The following is a 17,669-nucleotide window of genomic DNA, read 5'->3' on the forward strand; positions in this document are numbered from 1 at the left end:
ACGGGCAAATCGTTTTTTTTCGACAAGGAGGTCATACCATGAACAGCAAAATCGGCATCATGGACATTGGATCAAACTCCATTCGTCTAGTCATCTATGAAATGACAGAGACAGGCGCCTACCGGATTGTGCAGGAATGCAAGGAAGCCGCACGACTGAGCGAGAAGGTTGGGGCGAATGGTCGTATGGAACGAGAGGCCATTCGTAGCATTGCTCCATTGCTGAATCAATTTATGGCAGTATGCCGTATGCAAGGGGTCATTCGTATGCGGGCAGCAGCTACAGCCGCCATCCGCAATGCGGCGAATTCAGATGAGATCGTTCAATGGATCGCAGAGGAAACGGGTTTAACGCTGGAAATACTGAGCGGAGAGCAGGAGGGCTATGCGGGCTTTCTGGGCGTGGTAAATACAATGAATGTGAGCAATGGGATTATTATAGATATTGGGGGCGGCAGCACCGAAATTACGCTGTTCCGCGAGCGGCAGCGGCTTCATACCGTATCGTTTCCTTTTGGCGCGGTCAACATGAATTGGCGATTTGGTCGGGAAGCCAGGAACGGTGAATGGTCCACTCAGCAGATTGAGGAGATGGAGAGCTTCGTTCGTTCTTCGCTGCAAAACCATGATTGGATCTTTTCCAATCCGGGCCTGCCGTTCATCGGTCTGGGCGGTACCTTGCGTACCTTGGCTAAAATCAATCAGAAGCGGCGGGATTACTCGTTGCCCGTGACGCACCATTACGAAATGAGGGCAGAAGATGTCAATTATTTTTATGTCAGTCTGCCCCATCTTCCCTATGAAAAACGCAAAAAAACAGCCGGTCTGTCCAAAGACAGAGCCGACATTATTGTACCGGGGCTAATTATATTGAAAACGATATTCGAGGCCGCTCAAGGCTCCACCTATTTGGTCAGCGGAGCGGGCTTGCGTGACGGTTTGTTTCATGAACTGGTCAATTCCGAACAGCCTGTGGTCGACAATCCACTCATCGCTTCTATCCGCAATATACTTTCATTCGCTGTCCCGGTTAGCGAAGCACACGTCAAGCGGGTTAACGAGTACGCTGTGCGACTCTATGACGAACTTGTTGACGTATGGGCTGACGTGTCGTCCTCAGCGATGGACAAACGTTTGCTGCTGACCGCCGCAACGCTGTACAAAACCGGAGCAGCCTTAAATTACTACCATTTTCGCCAGCATTCCGTGTTCTGGATCCTACATGCGGGCATCGGCGGTCTGTCCCACCGTGAAACGGTACTGGCCGCGCTGATCGCGGACTACCATCCCAAGAATCGGACGCCTCGCCTGTTGCGCACCCATGCCGACATTCTGGAGGCCTCTGACGAGGAGCGTGTACATCGACTAGGTTCTCTGCTCCAGCTCGCGATTGGCATGGACCGGAGCGAATCCGGCATCATCACCAGCATCCATCCCACCACAGGTGACGATGCGCTACATCTTCGTCTGGAAAGCACCAGTGAACCGATTCTGGAACAGCGGGAGCTGGAGGCCGTCGCCAAAAATTTTCAAAAAGCATGGAATTTTACGTTGTCGTGGTCCATTCTTCCTTCTTCCAATTTCTAACCTTCATAGCTTCGAATTGGCTCCGCATAGGGGCCTCTTCGTCGTTTCTGGCCACAAACTGATAGCTGCCGTTAGACAGAAGCTGCCGCGCCTTCACATTATCCCTCAGGGACAAATGCAAAATATCCGACAGCATCCCCTTGATTCGGTCATCATAAATCGGGCACATCAGTTCAATCCGACGTGTCAGGTTGCGAGTCATCCAGTCCGCGCTGGACAGGAACAACTCCGAAGCCCCTGCATTTTCAAAATAGAACAGCCTGGAATGCTCCAGAAAGCGATCCACAATACTGATGACACTGATATTCTCGCTGAATCCTTCCACACCGGGACGCAAGCAGCAGACCCCTCTAATGATCAGATCAATCTTCACACCCGCCTGAGATGCTGCATATAGTTCATCAATCATCTCCTGACTGGATAAGGAGTTGATTTTGGCAATAATGCGGGCGGGCTTGCCTGCCAAAGCTTGCTCTGCTTCCCTGCGGATCAGCTCGAACAGCTTATTCTTCATCCCTGTTGGAGCCATCGTGAAAGCCTGCAAGGTCTTAAGCGCGGAAAAGCCCGTGATTTCATTAAACAGCTCCGAAGCATCCTCGCCAAGCACCGGGTCGGACGTGAACAAACCGATATCCGTATACACCCGTGCTGTGCTTTCATTGTAATTGCCTGTGCCCACATGCACGTAGCGCTTGAGCGCGTTGCGCTCGTGACGCACCACGAGAATAATTTTGGCATGCGTTTTCAAGCCGACCAGCCCGTACACCACATGACAGCCTGCTTTTTCAAGCTTGCGTGCCCAGGCAATATTACGTTCCTCGTCAAAGCGGGCTTTCAGCTCCACGACCACCGTTACCTGCTTGCCCGATTCAGCCGCACGAGCTAATGCCGGGATCAGCTTGGATTCTCCGTTGACACGGTATAAAGTCATTTTGATCGCCATCACATCCGGGTCCTCGGACGCTTCAATCACAAAATCAGTCACCGCATCAAACGATTCATACGGATGGTACACCAACACGTCCCGTTTGCGGAGTACGTTGAAAATATCCTCCTGCGGAGGCAGCTCTTCCGGGTACAACGGCTTAATCGACGGAAACTTCAAATGCGAATACCCTTCCAGTTGATCGGCAAAGGACGACAGAAACGTCAAATCCAGCGGCCCGTCCATCTCAAACACATGATCGAACAGCTTGAATTCGCGCTGAAGCTCCATCAGAGCAAAGGGATGAATCCCTTTTTCCACTTCCAGCCTTACCGGCGCACCGCGTCTTCTTCGACGCAGCTCTTTTTCAATCTCTTCGAGCAAATCTTCAATTTCTTCTTCATTAATGGATAAATCGGAATTGCGCGTGACACGAAAGGCTTGAACCGATTTCGGCACATAACCCGTGAACAGCGTTTGAATATGATGCTTGATCAGCTCTTCAATTAAAATGAATGATTTCTTCTTGCTATTGGAACGTAGCGGCACAGACACGACACGCGGAATATTGGAAGGCACCTGCACGATGGCAAAAAACGGCTTATCCTCCTCCGTGTCCCCTTGACGTCTCAATACAACTGCCAAATATACGTATTTATTGTGAACCAGTGGAAAAGGACGGCTCTGATCGACCGCCATTGGCGTCAGCACCGGAAATATAATCTCATGAAAGTAGGTATCCAGCGACTTGCGCTGTGTCGCATTCAAGCCCTCATATTCAAGCAGCAAAATCCCCTTTTTCGTCAACAGGCGAGAAATTTCGCGATAGGTTCGATACTGCTCCGATACCATCGAGACCGTACGCTTGATCAGCCGTTTGTATAAACCGGAGGGGGTATATCCGGTGAAATCCTTTTGCATAAAACCGGCCTTGATCTTCTCTCGTGTCTCTGCCACCCGAACGGCCATAAATTCATCCAGATTACTGGACACAATCGCCAAAAATTTGGCTCTCTCCAGCAACGGTGTATCTGTATCCTGCGCTTCCTGAAGCACACGGCGGTTAAACTCAATCCAGCTTAAATCCCGATTTAAGTAGCGTTCTGACCCGGCTTTATCTTTATCCTTATTCTGACTCTCTATTAACATATGGCCTCCATCAATCATGCAGTATAGTCATGCTTCATTGTACTATTAGATGAAACGCACTAGCATCACAGCTGTGTAAACTGAATGTAAAATGTGTGTAAACGCAGCCTAATGTTGAGAAGGTCAATCGGATACTTTACAAAAATAGCATTAAAGGGTACAGTGTTTACGTCTGTTTCATTGAGGTAGATTGTCGAACCGTGCTTTTTCACCGTTTTTTATATTTATCATTGTTCCTTGCCACACACCAGCCACGCTCAATTACTTCATTTTCAAATGGCATCATATAGGGAGGATTTACGTTATGGAACCCAAGAAAACGCCACGCGTACTGCAAAAAAACATCGAATTTTTCACCGCGGCGCTGTCTCAGCATCTCGTTACAGTCTGGCAGGAGGACCCGACGGGCGTAAACTGCGAGATTGGCAGCGGATATATCGAATTGTTCAGCAGTGAGATGATTCGGGTGCGCAATCAGGATGGAACCCAAAGCCATTATGACCGCAATATCACGATGTTTCAGTTGATCACCAAGGATCAGCCGATATAATTATTATATGCTATGCCCGTGCTGTCCTTCCAGATTAGGAATGCTTTTTTATCATGACAATAATTGTTATCGAACTGTTACCATAGGCTAATCGTTATTCTTTAAGGCAGCTTTACTGCTGGCTTTCGGTTTGTGAAAATATTGCAGGTTTATACAAAAGGCGCCACAGAGCGCTTTTTTTGTCGTGCTTTTTGAACATCGTTTCAAAAAGCAGTATGATAAAGTAGCATATGAACTGAATTTAAAGGGGTATCAACCGATGGAGCATACAACATCAGACGGACGCATCCTGATCATGACCGCGGTTGAGGGCGAACGGGAAGCCGTGCTGCGCGGGCTGAAAGGCGACAGCCGCTTTGCGGTTGAGCTGGCTGGTGTGGGCGCTCCGTCCGCAGCAGCTTCGACCGCGCTGGCGCTGGCTGGCGGGGGCTACCGCATGGTCATCAGCACCGGAATCGGCGGGGGCTTCGTGGATGTGGCCGCACTGGAGAGCGTCGTCGTCGCTGACGCGATCATCGCCGCCGACCTCGGGGCCGAGACGGCGGAGGGCTTCAGCAGCGTGGACGAGCTGGGCTTCGGCTCCAGCCGAATCGCCGTGAACGGCGCAACCACGCAGCGGCTCGTTCAGGCGCTGCGTGCCGCCGGACAGACAGCCGTCGCCGGGCCGATCCTGACCGTCACGACGGCGACAGGTACGGCAGCAACCGCAGAACGACTGGCTGTGCGCGTTCCCGGGGCTGCTGCCGAAGCGATGGAAGGCTACGGGGTAGCCGTAGCGGCTAACAGGCTGGAGCTGCCTGTGTTGGAAATCCGCACGATTTCCAATGCAGTGGGTCCACGTGATCGCGCAGCCTGGCGGATCAAAGAGGCTTTGCAAACATTGGAAGCGGCATTCTCTACATTAACGGAGGTTATATAGATGCAAATTGCTTTTTCACCTTGTCCCAACGACACCTTTGTCTTCCATGCCTTAGCGCATGGATTAATTCCGGGCGCATCCGCGCTGGACATCACATTTGCCGATATCGACATCACCAACAACCTGGCGGTAACACCAGACGGACTGGATATCATGAAAATTTCGTATGCTGCACTCCCCTGGGTGCTGGATGAATACGCCCTGCTGCCTTGCGGCGGCGCGCTGGGTCGGGGCTGCGGGCCGCTCGTGCTGACCAAGGAAGGCCCCACGACGGAAGGGCCGAAAGCCCTGTCCGGCAAGCGTGTAGCTGTGCCGAGCGAACGCTCCACGGCCTATCTGCTATTCCGCCTATGGGCGGCCAAGCATGTGCCGGGAGGGGTCGGCGAAATTGTCGTGATGCCGTTCGACCAGATCATGCCCGCTGTCCGTGACGGACATATGGATGCCGGACTGGTCATTCACGAGGCACGTTTCACATATCCATCCTACGGACTCAGCAAGCAAGTGGATTTGGGCAATTGGTGGGAAGAAGATACGGGTCTCCCGATTCCGCTTGGAGCCATTATTGCCCGCCGTTCTCTGGACCTCGATGCGATCTCAGGCTGGATACACGCCTCTGTCGAGTATGCTTTGAAACATCCTGAGGCTTCGCGCGAATATGTATTATCCCATGCGCAGGAGCTATCTTCGGATGTGGTTCAATCGCATATCGACCTGTACGTGAACGACTTTACCGTCAATCTGGGCGACAGCGGTTATGCAGCCATCGAAGCACTGCTCGGACGTGCTGCTCAGGAAGGGCTTGTGCCTTCTTTTGATTTAGAAAAGCTACGCCTTGCGACCACAACCCGCTAATGAACCTACATTGCATGTTTTCCTGCTGAATGAGCAAATTTAAACATATAAAACCTCCCGAGCGAGCACATTGCCTAGCCATGCGCCCCATTCGGGAGGTTTTATGATTTCATCTTGCGAATCATCATCCAGACTCGCTTGATCCTATTCTTAGTTCTGTTCCACGACCTCGGTCTTAAACACGTTATCCAATTTGGTACCCAATCTTTTGACCAGTGGTACCTTAATATCCCGACTCAGCTCTTTGAAAAAAGCGTCCATATCACAATTAATCTTATCCAACACGACCTTTACGGTGCCCTCTGCCAAGATCTGCTCATTCAGATCTTCAGGTACGTTAACCGAGATATCATACTTCTTGCTTAACGTTTTAATGTAGCGGGTAAAGATTTCGATAAGCTCCTCATTGTTAAACTTCTCGACTGCAACTTGCCCTTTGTTCGTAAATTTCAAATTCACTCTCACGTTAGCATTTCCCCTTTTCCTTTTAACCATTTATTTTGGATAAACGTTGAACCTTACGAGGCTCTTCAAAGAAAGGGCCTTACCGGTCGTTTTAGACTCTTGTCCTTTGATATACTAAGTATAACACATTAAGTCCGTTTTCATTTCTCAACTTGTCGTTTTATGATAAAAAATGATACAATTCACGCATTTTCAACATTAATTCTTTCTTTTCATGCCAATTATTAGGAATGATTATACGCAAATACACAAAAAAACGCCTATCTCGCAAAAGAAAGACGTTTCCATATAGATGCTTATGCAGTATGCAATTACAAAGGTTTTGTACATTCCCAACCATGTGAACGATACTCACGCACCGCATCCCGTACATCCTCGATATCATCGGTATGCAGCAGAACGGATGGTAAAATCACCCAATATTCGTTTTCTGCTAGATCAATAAACACGTCCTCGACGTCATAATATTGCATATCGCCAAAAGCCGTATCCCTAATTTTCTGTCCAACCAAAGGTGTAAAATGGGATTCAAATGTTTTGATCACCTTCGTATATTCCTTCACGCCCGTTGCTGTAATCTGCTGTGAAATAATGACGCTCAATGCTGTTACCTCCCTGATTGATAATGCTCATTATAACCTCTCATCAGGCCTTCTACAAAACCTTGTGCTGCAAAAATCCAGCCAAATAGAGGGAGCACCCAGCCCTGCGGCTCACTCTGTTTCATCTGCCAGCGTTCCCTCGCTGTCGGCGTTTATCTGTCCATTCCCTTAGCTTCCCCTCTCTTCAAGCAATCCTCAAGAAAGAAATTCGTTCGCCTTTTCCCGATGGGCTGGCTTGATATGCATGTCCAACACTTTTAAGGCCGTCAGCACGACACCCGCATCATCCGTGAATCCCAGCACTGGAATGACATCCGATATCGCATCCAATGGAGAAATAAAATACGCCAAGGCCCCGAAGGCTACCCCTTTGGCATAAAGAGGCGTTTCAGGATCTATCGCACAGTAGTACATGGCCACCGCATCCTTCACAAAAGGAACCTTCCCGGCCGTGGATTTCACCTTTTTGAAAAATCCCTTTTTCACCTGTTCTTCCTGCTTCGGATCATACTTGGCTTGGGTTACGTCAAAATCCTTCATAGGTTCCTCCTAATTCTAACTGGCAAGCTTGAAAATGCCACCTTCCCGCTTTCCAAGTTCATCATTTTGTACCGTCATTTCTACCTTCGTATTTTTATCCCATATCGGAAGCTTGTTAGGCGCATTATACTGTTTCATGGCTATGTTTATGACTTCTTCCGCCTTCTTCGTCGAAAGCCATATTATACTTCCCATAACCTTTATAAGCCCCCTCAAACCTAATATTGGGTTGGTTATTCACATTTAAAAGCACCCCCTTCAACGTACCATCATCCGTCACGACAGAGGTTTGCCCCAAAATATGAGATATGGTTCACAGGTTGGCTGCCAATTGAACCCGTTCAAGCAATGCTTCCGTATCCTTTTGCGGCTCCAAAGACTGAGTATAAATACTTAATTCCCCCAAAACGAACTTCCTCTCTATCTACATAGTCATAATTTACTATGATCCCCTTTTATAATCTAGTATATTTTTCCTACTTTCGCATTCCCTATTCATTGGTACAGGATTTCGTTTCATGGACCTTCGAGCTTCGGTTGCCTCGTTTTCCCGGTGAAGCTGTATTCACCAGGTACACACTGCCCGCGATCAGCACCAATCCCACCACGAATGTCAGGGTAAGCGACTCCTTGAGCATCACCATACTAAAGATCGTAGACAGCACCGGAATCATAAACGTATAGGAACCGACGGTTCCTGCTTCTCCATTGTCGATCAGTTTAAAATAAATCATCCAGCCCATCGCAATCACGAATACAGATATAAACAGCAAGATAGCGATAAAGGAGGGGCTCCAGTGAATATCGCTCCATTTCTCCGTCGTAAGCCCAATCCCATTAAGTATAATTCCCCCAAAAATGAGCTGCATCGCCACCGCCCAAATGGAGTCCAACTGCTTGCTTTTTTTCTTCATATAAATCGTTCCGAGTGCCCAGCACAGTCCAGAGGCCAGCCCCAGCACGATACCCAAGACGGACAAATGCCCTCCCATCCCGCCGGAGCTAATCACGATCACCCCGCCAAAGCCGAGAACCAGTCCAATGACCTTCATCGGAAACATGCGCTCACCCAACCACAACCAGGAGAACAATCCAAGCAAGATCGGCTGTAAGAATACTAAAGTGGAAAATAACCCGGCAGGCAAATACCGTAGCCCCACCGTCTGAAAGCCATAGAATCCGGCGATATTAAATATCGCCAGAACGAGATACGTCCACGCATTCTGTCTCAAACGCAAGGTTTCCCTGTGACGCATAGCGAACAGAAGCAGGATTAGCCCGCCCAGCAACGTGCGTATGCCTGAAAATAAAATCGGCGGTGTATCCGACAAAGCCAGCTTGGCCAACGGCCAGTTAATTCCCCACACCATCACTAATATTGATACAAGCCACAACGTAGCTTTAGGTGTTAATGTTTTCATAGATATCTTCCTCTCCCCTAGCGATGATCATCGCTCATTTCATACGGCTATAGTCATTTACAGCCATTTGCAGAGCTTTACTTTACTAGCGTATACTATGGCCACTAATAAATAAAATGAATGTTTTCGATAAGGGAGATAACTTTTCGCTTATGACCATTACCCAAATTATGATCTTTGTCCGCGTAGCTGAAACACTAAATTTTACCCAAACTGCCCATGAACTGCATATGACACAACCCGCAGTCAGCCATGCCATCGCCAGTATTGAGAGTGAGCTGGATGTCCAGCTATTGCTGCGTGACCGAAAAAAAGGCGTACTGCTTACAGATATCGGGCAAAAGGTACTGCTGCAATTCCGCATGATGTTGCAAAGCATGGAAAAAGTAGAGCAGCAGGTCGCCGCCGAAAAAGGGCTGGACGTTGGCACAATCACCATCGGAGCCTTTCCTTCGGCATCGGCCTATTTTCTGCCCCCGATCATACATCATATTCGCCAGCATTACCCAAATCTCATATTCGATCTGCATGAAGGCTCTACCAATGAAGTCAAGGAATGGCTGCATAACAGAGAGATTGAAGTAGGTATCATTCTGCTGCCAGACCCACAGGTGGATGTCATCCCTTTATGTCAGGATAATATGGTTATTCTCCTGCCGGACGGTCACCCTTTGCAATCGCAAAGCAAAATCGCCATTCGAGACTTGAACCAGCAGGATATGATCTTTTGTAAAGGCGGGCATGAGGTTGCTATTATGGAAGGCTTCGAGCGTGAACAAAGCCAGTTGCAGGCACGTTTCACCACTCACAATGTCAGCACCCTGGTCAGCATGGTTCGACAAGGACTGGGCATGGGGATCGTCTCTTCATTAGCCTTGTCCACATTCCCCCATGATCTGACCGTTAAGGAAACCGCACCCCTGATTACGCGCCAGATTGGTATCGCTGTGCCATCCCTGCACAATGCTTCTCTGGCTGTACAGTTATTTGTGCGCACCGCGCAGGAGCTGTTTACCGATGTGGAGAAGTAGAAGCTACGGATATGCAAGTGTTGGACCAAAAAGTGATTCTGCTGAATGGTACTGCGGTAACTGTGACGAGAGTTTCTTTACGAGGAACGGTAGGTAATGAGCCCATTGAAGATGAAATGTGCTATACCCGCGTTTGGCACGATATGGATGGGGCGTTGAAGATCATTTCAGGGCATTGTAGCACGGTGAAATAGTTAAGACTAACACCATTTGTAGAAAAAAAAATAGCACTATGCTATACTATAAACAGAAGCTGTATCACGTACCATGTGTCATATAACATATGATACGTGGGTAAAATAAGAATAGCCGCGATGGTTGCACATCGCGACTTTCTGACAAAGGCCGGTGGGCGACCACGGCGAGAATTTCATACTGCGTACGAAAAACCACCGGATCAGGGGCCAACCTATTCCCGGTGGTTTTTCTTGTCTTTACGTGATTGTTTCCAGGCTTGAACCAAAGCCTTTAGACCAGTAGTAATACTGACCAACTTTAGCACAACGTCAAGAATCTTCACGATTAGATCAAATGACACGGCGTCACCCCCTCTCGGGCTAGCTTCGCCGTATCTTCCCCACCGGTTATTTTGTCCAAATCATTATAGCATAAATGGGATAATTGGAATATAGAAGGAACCATAAGAAAAACAATACTGGGCTTACAGGTTTCCCTTTGTTTTTACAAGGTTAAGCTCAATGTGGCTTCGACCATGTAGCCATAACAGTTCATCCAGTAAAAACGCCAATCCATTCTTACTACACAAACGCTCGATCAGCTCTGTAACGACCTCCATGATCTCACGTTGTACATTCTCTGCTAATTGTAGCCCTCCACTTTCCCCATCCACATAAAGTTGCGGGTGATCCGGTTGTTCTACCTTTCGTACATGCCGCAGATACAATATTCCATGTTCAAGATAAAAGAAATAGCTACGCTCATACAAAACTCCCTCAAATAACTCATACATATGAGGATCATCATTAGGTCCATATACCATAGTAACTCTTTTCAATTCAACTGATTGGGTCATAAATAATTCCCCCTACCTTTTATAGCACTGATTTAATTATGTATTAATATCCAGCATAAACATGATTACTGTATGAATTATCTGGAAAACATAAACAACACACCTCTCTCTCGCTCTAAATCATTGTTATGGGAACTTTTTATCAATACTTAATTTCAGTATCGACACCGCTCCACTTTAGAACCAAAGTACCAAGTGATCAAATAGTAACAATGCTGAGAGGAAATTAATGTTTTATACTTATATTCGTATATACGTTTATTAGTAATAATATATACGAATATAAGTATAGAGTCAATAACTATTTTACGGATATTCGTATATTGGATATAATGGGCTGGAGGGTGGTGTACATATGAGAAAGATTCGGCTTAAATTGAATGAAGTTATGACACAACGGGGACTTACGCAAACCCAACTTTCCGAACTATCTGGTGTTCGTCAGGCGGCTATATCAGAAATGTCACGGAACATTCGTGAACAAATAAACCTTAAAACACTTGTGAAAATTGCGGATGCACTTGAGATTGATGATATATCTGAACTCATAACCATTGAGAACAATATAAAGGATCGTTTATAGCCTGCGAGCCTTTTTATATAGTTGTTTTTAAATGCTAGTAGTTTTAAATTCTCATCGGACAAACACTCTTTGTACCGATGCTCAGAGGGCATTTTCCACCTATGCAAAAAGCATCGCAAGCAACTATCAAAGCAGTTTAAAAGGTTGGGATACAACGCTTTGATGACACGGCAGCTAAATTACTTATTAAGAACGTATCCTTCTAAGAGTTAAATTGTTTCAAATATGATAAAAAAGGAAGCTAAAATGATTGAAAATGTAAGTCATATTACATTTGTGGTGAAAGATTTAGAAAAAACAACAGAACTGTATAAAGAATTATTTGAAGCTAAAGAAGTATATTACAGCGGAGAAAAAACACATTCATTATCAAGGGAAAGATTTTTCATCATCGGTGGACAGTGGATAGCTGTTATGGAAAATGAAGAAACAGTTAATAGAACATACCATCATATTGCTTTCAAAATAAGAGAAGAAGATATAGACAATTATCTCAAAAAAATAAAAGTGTTAAACTTAGAAATGAAGCCACCTCGATCAAGAATTAAGGGAGAAGGGTACTCTATTTATTTCTATGATTATGATAATAACTTTTTCGAATTACACACTGGTACGCTAAAGGAAAGATTAACCAGTTATAAAGAAGTAGATAGTAATGAAAAAAGTATAGATTCAAAAAAAACATCCATGGCCTGATTCGTGCAGAATGGAAGATTCATACGTCCATCGACCGAGAATTCGCCGGAACGCAAAGGTAGAAGAATTAGAAATGCGCTTTCTAAAAGCTCTTTACTCGAAACAAAATATAAATAGTTCAGTTCTCTTTTTTGCATTTTTAATTCTATACAGTGTTTATTTTGAGATTGAAATTAAACCCGTAGCTCTCTTACTTTTTACAGTTGTATTTGGCTTTTTTAATGCCCTGAGTAAATTTGTCCAATCCACACGTAGTAATAATGATCTTAAATAAAGTTTCTTAAACACATTCAAAAAGCCTCCATAACAATATAGTACGCGACTATACCGCTATAGAGGCCTTTCATTTACAATCTTAAAATCACATATTTCGAGATTAAAAACTTTCGCCAACCAATCCGCAATCCCCAACCATGCTGATATTTGGGCTTCTGCGGCTCAGACCACCGCTGGGAAAACCTTAATTAACAAGGTTCTTCGTTCGGCTTCCCTGCATCCGTAGCAGTACGGAAGCTCGAACCGCAGCCGCACGTCGCTACTGCATTCGGATTATGAATCGTAAAACCGCCGGACATGCCGGACTCTTCAAAGTCGATCTCAAGACCGTTCAGGTAAGGAATGCTCTCCTTCTCCACTACAATCTTCATATCCTGTACGTTCATATATATATCCTGATCCGTCTCGTTGTCGTCAAAGCCCATGGCATACGAGAATCCGGTGCAACCGCCCGGCGTAACACCCAGACGTAAAAACATATTCGGCGTTTCCTGCTGCTCCAGCATATCTTTCAAGCGCTCGGCAGCGGAATCGGTGATGTTAATCATGACTCCATCCTCCTCTTTTACTTCATGTACTCCTTCAGTATACTCCACTATTTGCAAGTGCTCAAGTCATGGAATGTCCTTCCCTTACAGGCTAAAAGACCTGTTTTTCTGTTCGTTTGTATTGAACACCTGTGAGGTGAGGTTTATAATAGATGAAGAGTGTGTAAAAGAACTGTCAAAAAATTGTCATTTCAAAGGAAATGTTCTGAGACATTTGTCAATGTAACATTTTTTAACATATCATACTTCCGCGCTGCCGGATTCGTACCGACGGAACGGGACATTCTGTGTGTATTAAGCGCTTGTGACGCTTATCTGGCGGACAGCCTCGCACAGAGCAACTTGAAGGAGGAATAGAGGCATGTCCACATTAGTTACACCCTTTACAGACCGCAGAATGGCGGAGATTGTAGAAAAAGTTCAGAACGGCATCCGTTTGAACCTTGAAGACGGTATATATTTGTACGAAACTGACGATATTCTCACACTGGGTCAGTTGGCTAACGAAGCGAATTTACGCAAGAACGGAAAAAAGGTTTATTTTATTGAGAACATGAGCCTGTACTTCACCAATGTATGCGAAGCGCACTGCGCGTTCTGTAATTTCCGCAAGGATCAGGGGGAAGACGGCTCTTATACGTTGTCCGGGCAAGAAATGATTGATTATGTTGAGCAGCATATCCACCCAGGAGTAAGAGAATTCCATATCGTCGGCGGTCATAATAATCATGTGCCTTTCCAATACTATGTAGACTCATTGAGGACGCTGAATGAAAAGTACCCCAACGTTACACTCAAAGCTTACACCGCAGCGGAAATTGACTTTTTCACACGTATTAGCGGTTTGAGCATTAAGGAAGTACTTCAGGAGCTGCAAAAGGCAGGGCTTCAAACACTGACCGGCGGTGGCGCAGAGATTTTATCAGATGAGTATCGCCAAAAAATGCGTGTCACCAAAGCGAATGTAGATCGCTATCTTGAGGTTCATCGTACGGCTCACAATCTCGGTATGAGAACCCATACGACGATGCTGTACGGTTCGGTTGAATCCTACGAGGATCGTATTCAACATATGCTGCAAATTCGCGCATTGCAGGACGAAACAAACGGATTCATGGTATTTATTCCACTGTCCATGCAGCCGAAAAGCAAAAATGCCAACATCATGCGCCGAAACTCCGCTTACGAGGATCTCAAAACCATTGCGATCAGCCGCCTGATGCTGGATAATATCGATCATGTCAAAGCTTACTTCATTAATATTGGCCCGCAATTGACGCAGGTCGCTCTGACTTTCGGCGCATCGGACGTCCATGGTACGATTGTGCGCGAGCAAATCAGCCATGCCGCAGGCGCACTGACCCCGACCGGATTGACCCGTAAAGAGCTGATCTGGCTGGTCAAAGGTGCAGGACGCATTCCGGTTGAACGGGACACCTTCTATAACGAAATCGAGGTTTTCGAATAAAAGTAATATCGGATTCTGATTTCCCACGCGTATTTTATCCCCATTACTCACACCATGCAGCGTCAAGCTGCCCCGGAATTTTCTGGTCTGCCTTCCTACTGGTGGGCCGGGAACCCTGGGTTTTATAATAACAAAAAACCTGTGTCTGGTCGGAAACATTGAATTTGCATGTCGCCGGGATAAGACGTTAATTGAGCTAAAAAGGGTTTCCTAGTGAGGCAACAGACCATTTGCCAGGGACACGACAGCGAAAGGACGGCGAATTTTGATGAAAAATTTCGTTATTCTGGGAGGCGGCTACGGTGGCCTTACCATTACCAAGGAATTACTGAATAAACATATTCCCAATGATGTTCAAGTCATTTTAGTAGATCGGATGCCTTTTCAGGGATTAAAAACAGAATACTATGCTCTCGCGGCGGGTACGGTATCTGATTTTGATTTACGTGTGCATTTTCCCGATGAACAACGGCTCATTCGCAAATACGGGGAAGTCACTTCGATGGATCTGGAAAATAAAATTGTACATTTTCAGGACAGCGAGCCATTGCCGTATGAGCAGTTGGTGATTGCACTGGGCTGTACCGACCGTTTTCACAATACGCCGGGGGCTAAAGAACATAGCTGTACCATCCAGTCCTTTAACAATACACGTCAAACATATCTGCGCCTGAATGAAATCAAACCTTACGGACATGTGCATATTGTAGGCGGCGGTCTGAGCGGTGTTGAGATTGCTGCGGAATTGCGCGAAAGCCGCACGGATTTGAATATTACCATTATGGATCGGGGCGAGCGGGTACTATCGGCATTCCCGCAGCGTTTGTCTGCCTATGTACATGCCTGGTTTAAGGAGCATCAAGTCGATGCGTTGAATCATGTTGCAGTTTCCCGCATTGAGCCAGGCGCTATTTACAACTGTGATGAAGAAATTGTGACAGATGCGGTCGTATGGACAGCCGGGATTCAACCGGTAAAAATCGTACAGGATTTAGCTGTGCCTAAAGATCCTCAAGGCCGCATTGTGCTAAACGAATATTACCAAATCCCGGATCATCCCGAGGTGTACGTGGTTGGAGACTGTGCCAGTCTCCCCTACTCTCCAAGCGCTCAAGCGGCGGAGGTGCAAGGTGAACAGATTGCACACATTGTACACGACCTGTGGAAAGGCCAAACGCCTCGCCCGCATCCTTTGAAGCTGCGTGGTACATTGGGCGCGCTTGGCAAGAAGGCCGGATTCGGCTACGGCTTCATGGGCAGCACCTCGTTGCGTGGTCGTGTGCCCCGCCTGCTGAAAAGCGGCGTGCTCTGGAAATCCAAACGCCATTTTGGCTGACCTGTTGGTGCAACAGACAAAGAAAACCTATTCTGGGAGTGGGTCTTCTGTTTTGAACATGTATGGACGGTGCATATATCATAGACAGAAACGAAGCAGGCTGACGAGTGATTACACCTTAGTCGAGATCAAGGTTATCCCATGCCTCGGATTCTTTGATTTTGTTCATAATCACTTCGTACAGCAGCTCTGCTGAATCGGCAGATACAATCTCGCCGTTGACCATCGCATACGGTTCAGCGTTACACTGACCACAATTGCTGAGACAGCCGTATTCAATGACGTCGTAATCCGGATTTTGCTCCAGTCTGGACATCATTTCATCGGTGCCAAAATGCATATTGCTAGTGCAAAATTCAATGATGGGTCTTAACATTTTTTCACCTGCTTTGGTTGACGGGCATTTTAATTTGGCCCGCTTTGTAATATAATAAATAAAGATAGGAAAGGGGTTGAATTCTAATGAGTGAAACACAAAACATTCCAATGTATGATGAAGTATCCGAAGTATTGGATAAGCTTCGTCCATTCCTGCAACGCGATGGTGGCGACGTTGAACTGGTTGATGTAGAAGACGGCATCGTTAAACTGAAGCTGGTAGGCGCTTGCGGCAGTTGCCCAAGTTCCACAATCACGCTGAAAGCAGGGATTGAACGCGCTCTTCTCGAAGAAGTCGACGGCGTCCAAGAAGTGGTACAAGTATTCTAATACTTGATGATTATGAGAGTCTTGACTTCGGTAACGAAGCTCAAGACTCTTTTTTGTGTGACGGAGTCTATTGGATTTTAATCCCTTATATGGTCGGTCGAATTGGGTCTAGCCCTCCCGACACATCCATGATGTTGCCTGTGATAAAATCCGAATCCTCATCACACCAATAAGCAATCACTCGCGCAATATCCTCTCCACTCCCCGGACGTCCACGTGGTGTCTCTTTATCCTGCAAGCCGATGACGTCGGCAATTGATTTTTCCTTGTTCGCACCCCGGATATCCCCGGGACAAATCATATTGACCGTGATACCATAAGGAGCTTCCTCCACAGCCAGTGACTTCGTAAAAGACACCAGGCCTACCTTGGCGGCTGCGTATACCGCCCGATGCGGCCAAGCCCGTGCTTCTCCAGCATGACCAAAGCCAAAATGAATAATACGTCCCCATTGCTGGTCCCGCATATGAGGTAATACCAGATGATCCAACAATATCGTCCCAACCAAGTTTCCCTGAATCATGGCATGAATCTCGGCTACACTGTAATCCGCAAACAAGCGACGTTCCCGGATGAACGGTCCGGCGTTATTCACCATAATATCTACACCGCCCAGCCGATCCTGTACTTCACCGATCAGCCTTGTAATATCTTCTTGAATCGAAATATCTCCTTGCAAAGACAGACAACGTACTCCCTTGGCTTCAATCACCTGCTTGAGCTCTTCGGCTTCTGTTTGGCTATGCACATAATTCAGCGCAATATCACAGCCTTCATCAGCCAGACGCAGAGCGGTCATTTTACCTACTCCTTTGGCACTGCCCGTTATAAGCGCGACTTTGTGTCTCAACAGTTTTCCTCCTCTTCATAGAGAACGGTCACCCCCAAGTATAAAATATTTAGGCTTCGCCTACAACTCCAAGCAAAAAGAAACCCCAAATCCTCTTGTTCAAGTGAATTCGGGGTTGGGGTTTAACG

At 46.6% G+C, this 17,669-nt stretch carries 21 protein-coding genes and 1 pseudogene; 12 read left to right on the forward strand and 10 right to left on the reverse strand.

Going from position 1 to position 17,669, the window contains the following annotated elements; all coding sequences use genetic code 11:
• Positions 1 to 38 precede the first annotated feature (38 nt).
• Entirely contained in the window at positions 39 to 1,586 is a 1,548-nt protein-coding gene (locus ACWGOO_RS16395) for a Ppx/GppA phosphatase family protein (protein WP_452485126.1), read from the forward strand.
• Here ACWGOO_RS16395 and ppk1 read toward each other — a convergent pair.
• Positions 1,546 to 3,660: a polyphosphate kinase 1 gene (gene ppk1, locus ACWGOO_RS16400; RefSeq protein WP_452485128.1), complete on the reverse strand. Its 2,115-nt coding sequence runs from the start codon at positions 3,658 to 3,660 to the stop codon at positions 1,546 to 1,548. The two genes, ACWGOO_RS16395 and ppk1, sit on opposite strands and share 41 nt — an antisense overlap.
• Before the next feature lie 304 nt (positions 3,661 to 3,964).
• On the opposite strand from ppk1, the gene ACWGOO_RS16405 reads away from it, so the two are divergent.
• From ACWGOO_RS16405 to ACWGOO_RS16415, 3 genes are all read left to right on the forward strand, one after another.
• Positions 3,965 to 4,210 carry a hypothetical protein gene (locus ACWGOO_RS16405; RefSeq protein WP_452485130.1) on the forward strand — a complete coding sequence of 82 codons (246 nt, stop codon included), beginning with the start codon at positions 3,965 to 3,967 and terminating at the stop codon, positions 4,208 to 4,210.
• Positions 4,211 to 4,469: 259 nt separating this feature from the next.
• Positions 4,470 to 5,129, forward strand: coding sequence for a futalosine hydrolase (locus ACWGOO_RS16410; RefSeq protein ID WP_452485282.1), 660 nt, complete (start codon positions 4,470 to 4,472; stop codon positions 5,127 to 5,129).
• Complete coding sequence (locus ACWGOO_RS16415) at positions 5,130 to 5,984, forward strand: 1,4-dihydroxy-6-naphthoate synthase (protein ID WP_452485132.1); 855 nt, start codon at positions 5,130 to 5,132, stop codon at positions 5,982 to 5,984. It begins immediately after the preceding gene.
• Positions 5,985 to 6,134: 150 nt separating this feature from the next.
• Here the strand turns inward: ACWGOO_RS16415 and ACWGOO_RS16420 are convergent, their stop codons facing one another.
• The 5 genes from ACWGOO_RS16420 to ACWGOO_RS16440 all read right to left on the reverse strand — a co-directional run bounded on the left by ACWGOO_RS16420 (position 6,135) and on the right by ACWGOO_RS16440 (position 9,012).
• A complete protein-coding gene (locus tag ACWGOO_RS16420) occupies positions 6,135 to 6,449 on the reverse strand; it encodes a hypothetical protein (RefSeq protein WP_452485133.1) in 315 nt (104 codons plus the stop codon).
• Between the two features lie 311 nt (positions 6,450 to 6,760).
• Positions 6,761 to 7,051, reverse strand: a complete 291-nt coding sequence (locus ACWGOO_RS16425; protein WP_452485135.1) for a hypothetical protein — start codon at positions 7,049 to 7,051, stop codon at positions 6,761 to 6,763.
• A gap of 195 nt (positions 7,052 to 7,246) precedes the next feature.
• Complete coding sequence (locus ACWGOO_RS16430) at positions 7,247 to 7,591, reverse strand: YkvA family protein (protein ID WP_452485137.1); 345 nt, start codon at positions 7,589 to 7,591, stop codon at positions 7,247 to 7,249.
• 15 nt (positions 7,592 to 7,606) lie between these two features.
• On the reverse strand, positions 7,607 to 7,786 hold the full coding sequence (locus ACWGOO_RS16435; RefSeq protein ID WP_452485139.1) for a hypothetical protein: 180 nt from the start codon (positions 7,784 to 7,786) through the stop codon (positions 7,607 to 7,609).
• A 296-nt stretch (positions 7,787 to 8,082) separates the two neighbouring features.
• Positions 8,083 to 9,012, reverse strand: coding sequence for a DMT family transporter (locus tag ACWGOO_RS16440; RefSeq protein WP_452485141.1), 930 nt, complete (start codon positions 9,010 to 9,012; stop codon positions 8,083 to 8,085).
• A 152-nt stretch (positions 9,013 to 9,164) separates the two neighbouring features.
• Here ACWGOO_RS16440 and ACWGOO_RS16445 point away from each other — a divergent pair, with 152 nt between their 5' ends.
• Both ACWGOO_RS16445 and ACWGOO_RS16450 read left to right on the forward strand, forming a co-directional pair.
• A complete protein-coding gene (locus tag ACWGOO_RS16445; protein WP_354451795.1) occupies positions 9,165 to 10,043 on the forward strand; it encodes a LysR family transcriptional regulator in 879 nt (292 codons plus the stop codon).
• Between the two features lie 11 nt (positions 10,044 to 10,054).
• Complete coding sequence (locus tag ACWGOO_RS16450; RefSeq protein ID WP_452485143.1) at positions 10,055 to 10,237, forward strand: nuclear transport factor 2 family protein; 183 nt, start codon at positions 10,055 to 10,057, stop codon at positions 10,235 to 10,237.
• 467 nt (positions 10,238 to 10,704) lie between these two features.
• On the opposite strand, the gene ACWGOO_RS16455 is transcribed toward ACWGOO_RS16450, so the two are convergent.
• On the reverse strand, positions 10,705 to 11,076 hold the full coding sequence (locus ACWGOO_RS16455) for a hypothetical protein (RefSeq protein ID WP_452485144.1): 372 nt from the start codon (positions 11,074 to 11,076) through the stop codon (positions 10,705 to 10,707).
• Positions 11,077 to 11,431: 355 nt separating this feature from the next.
• On the opposite strand from ACWGOO_RS16455, the gene ACWGOO_RS16460 reads away from it, so the two are divergent.
• The 3 genes and pseudogenes from ACWGOO_RS16460 to fosX all read left to right on the forward strand — a co-directional run bounded on the left by ACWGOO_RS16460 (position 11,432) and on the right by fosX (position 12,355).
• Positions 11,432 to 11,659, forward strand: coding sequence for a helix-turn-helix domain-containing protein (locus ACWGOO_RS16460; protein ID WP_452485146.1), 228 nt, complete (start codon positions 11,432 to 11,434; stop codon positions 11,657 to 11,659).
• A gap of 61 nt (positions 11,660 to 11,720) precedes the next feature.
• A pseudogene (locus ACWGOO_RS16465) lies at positions 11,721 to 11,844 on the forward strand (IS1595 family transposase); the annotation flags it as partial.
• A 61-nt stretch (positions 11,845 to 11,905) separates the two neighbouring features.
• On the forward strand, positions 11,906 to 12,355 hold the full coding sequence (gene fosX, locus ACWGOO_RS16470) for a FosX/FosE/FosI family fosfomycin resistance hydrolase (protein WP_452485284.1): 450 nt from the start codon (positions 11,906 to 11,908) through the stop codon (positions 12,353 to 12,355).
• A gap of 464 nt (positions 12,356 to 12,819) precedes the next feature.
• On the opposite strand, the gene ACWGOO_RS16475 is transcribed toward fosX, so the two are convergent.
• A complete protein-coding gene (locus ACWGOO_RS16475; RefSeq protein ID WP_452485148.1) occupies positions 12,820 to 13,179 on the reverse strand; it encodes a HesB/IscA family protein in 360 nt (119 codons plus the stop codon).
• A gap of 361 nt (positions 13,180 to 13,540) precedes the next feature.
• Here ACWGOO_RS16475 and mqnE point away from each other — a divergent pair, with 361 nt between their 5' ends.
• Positions 13,541 to 14,647 (forward strand): aminofutalosine synthase MqnE, encoded by a 1,107-nt coding sequence (mqnE, locus tag ACWGOO_RS16480; RefSeq protein ID WP_452485150.1) that lies wholly within the window; start codon positions 13,541 to 13,543, stop codon positions 14,645 to 14,647.
• A 268-nt stretch (positions 14,648 to 14,915) separates the two neighbouring features.
• Entirely contained in the window at positions 14,916 to 15,983 is a 1,068-nt protein-coding gene (locus ACWGOO_RS16485) for an NAD(P)/FAD-dependent oxidoreductase (protein ID WP_452485152.1), read from the forward strand.
• A gap of 118 nt (positions 15,984 to 16,101) precedes the next feature.
• Here the strand turns inward: ACWGOO_RS16485 and ACWGOO_RS16490 are convergent, their stop codons facing one another.
• The gene (locus ACWGOO_RS16490; RefSeq protein WP_452485154.1) at positions 16,102 to 16,359 is read right to left on the reverse strand and encodes a YuzB family protein; all 258 of its coding nucleotides are present in this window, start codon (positions 16,357 to 16,359) and stop codon (positions 16,102 to 16,104) included.
• A gap of 86 nt (positions 16,360 to 16,445) precedes the next feature.
• Between ACWGOO_RS16490 and ACWGOO_RS16495 the strand changes: the two genes are divergently transcribed.
• Positions 16,446 to 16,691, forward strand: a complete 246-nt coding sequence (locus tag ACWGOO_RS16495; protein WP_452485156.1) for a NifU family protein — start codon at positions 16,446 to 16,448, stop codon at positions 16,689 to 16,691.
• 85 nt (positions 16,692 to 16,776) lie between these two features.
• On the opposite strand, the gene ACWGOO_RS16500 is transcribed toward ACWGOO_RS16495, so the two are convergent.
• Positions 16,777 to 17,541 (reverse strand): SDR family oxidoreductase, encoded by a 765-nt coding sequence (locus tag ACWGOO_RS16500; RefSeq protein ID WP_452485158.1) that lies wholly within the window; start codon positions 17,539 to 17,541, stop codon positions 16,777 to 16,779.
• Positions 17,542 to 17,669: the final 128 nt, after the last annotated feature.

It is taken from the genome of Paenibacillus sp. NPDC055715, from assembly GCF_053617595.1.

What these genes read in the sequence shown, in the direction of transcription:
- ACWGOO_RS16395 (WP_452485126.1), top strand. Translation starts at nt 39, where the DNA reads ATGAACAGCAAAATCGGCATCATGGACATTGGATCAAACTCCATTCGT.
- ppk1 (WP_452485128.1), bottom strand. Translation starts at nt 3,660, where the DNA reads ATGTTAATAGAGAGTCAGAATAAGGATAAAGATAAAGCCGGGTCAGAA.
- ACWGOO_RS16405 (WP_452485130.1), top strand. Translation starts at nt 3,965, where the DNA reads ATGGAACCCAAGAAAACGCCACGCGTACTGCAAAAAAACATCGAATTT.
- ACWGOO_RS16410 (WP_452485282.1), top strand. Translation starts at nt 4,470, where the DNA reads ATGGAGCATACAACATCAGACGGACGCATCCTGATCATGACCGCGGTT.
- ACWGOO_RS16415 (WP_452485132.1), top strand. Translation starts at nt 5,130, where the DNA reads ATGCAAATTGCTTTTTCACCTTGTCCCAACGACACCTTTGTCTTCCAT.
- ACWGOO_RS16430 (WP_452485137.1), bottom strand. Translation starts at nt 7,591, where the DNA reads ATGAAGGATTTTGACGTAACCCAAGCCAAGTATGATCCGAAGCAGGAA.
- ACWGOO_RS16435 (WP_452485139.1), bottom strand. Translation starts at nt 7,786, where the DNA reads ATGGGAAGTATAATATGGCTTTCGACGAAGAAGGCGGAAGAAGTCATA.
- ACWGOO_RS16440 (WP_452485141.1), bottom strand. Translation starts at nt 9,012, where the DNA reads ATGAAAACATTAACACCTAAAGCTACGTTGTGGCTTGTATCAATATTA.
- ACWGOO_RS16445 (WP_354451795.1), top strand. Translation starts at nt 9,165, where the DNA reads ATGACCATTACCCAAATTATGATCTTTGTCCGCGTAGCTGAAACACTA.
- ACWGOO_RS16450 (WP_452485143.1), top strand. Translation starts at nt 10,055, where the DNA reads ATGCAAGTGTTGGACCAAAAAGTGATTCTGCTGAATGGTACTGCGGTA.
- ACWGOO_RS16455 (WP_452485144.1), bottom strand. Translation starts at nt 11,076, where the DNA reads ATGACCCAATCAGTTGAATTGAAAAGAGTTACTATGGTATATGGACCT.
- ACWGOO_RS16460 (WP_452485146.1), top strand. Translation starts at nt 11,432, where the DNA reads ATGAGAAAGATTCGGCTTAAATTGAATGAAGTTATGACACAACGGGGA.
- fosX (WP_452485284.1), top strand. Translation starts at nt 11,906, where the DNA reads ATGATTGAAAATGTAAGTCATATTACATTTGTGGTGAAAGATTTAGAA.
- ACWGOO_RS16475 (WP_452485148.1), bottom strand. Translation starts at nt 13,179, where the DNA reads ATGATTAACATCACCGATTCCGCTGCCGAGCGCTTGAAAGATATGCTG.
- mqnE (WP_452485150.1), top strand. Translation starts at nt 13,541, where the DNA reads ATGTCCACATTAGTTACACCCTTTACAGACCGCAGAATGGCGGAGATT.
- ACWGOO_RS16485 (WP_452485152.1), top strand. Translation starts at nt 14,916, where the DNA reads ATGAAAAATTTCGTTATTCTGGGAGGCGGCTACGGTGGCCTTACCATT.
- ACWGOO_RS16490 (WP_452485154.1), bottom strand. Translation starts at nt 16,359, where the DNA reads ATGTTAAGACCCATCATTGAATTTTGCACTAGCAATATGCATTTTGGC.
- ACWGOO_RS16495 (WP_452485156.1), top strand. Translation starts at nt 16,446, where the DNA reads ATGAGTGAAACACAAAACATTCCAATGTATGATGAAGTATCCGAAGTA.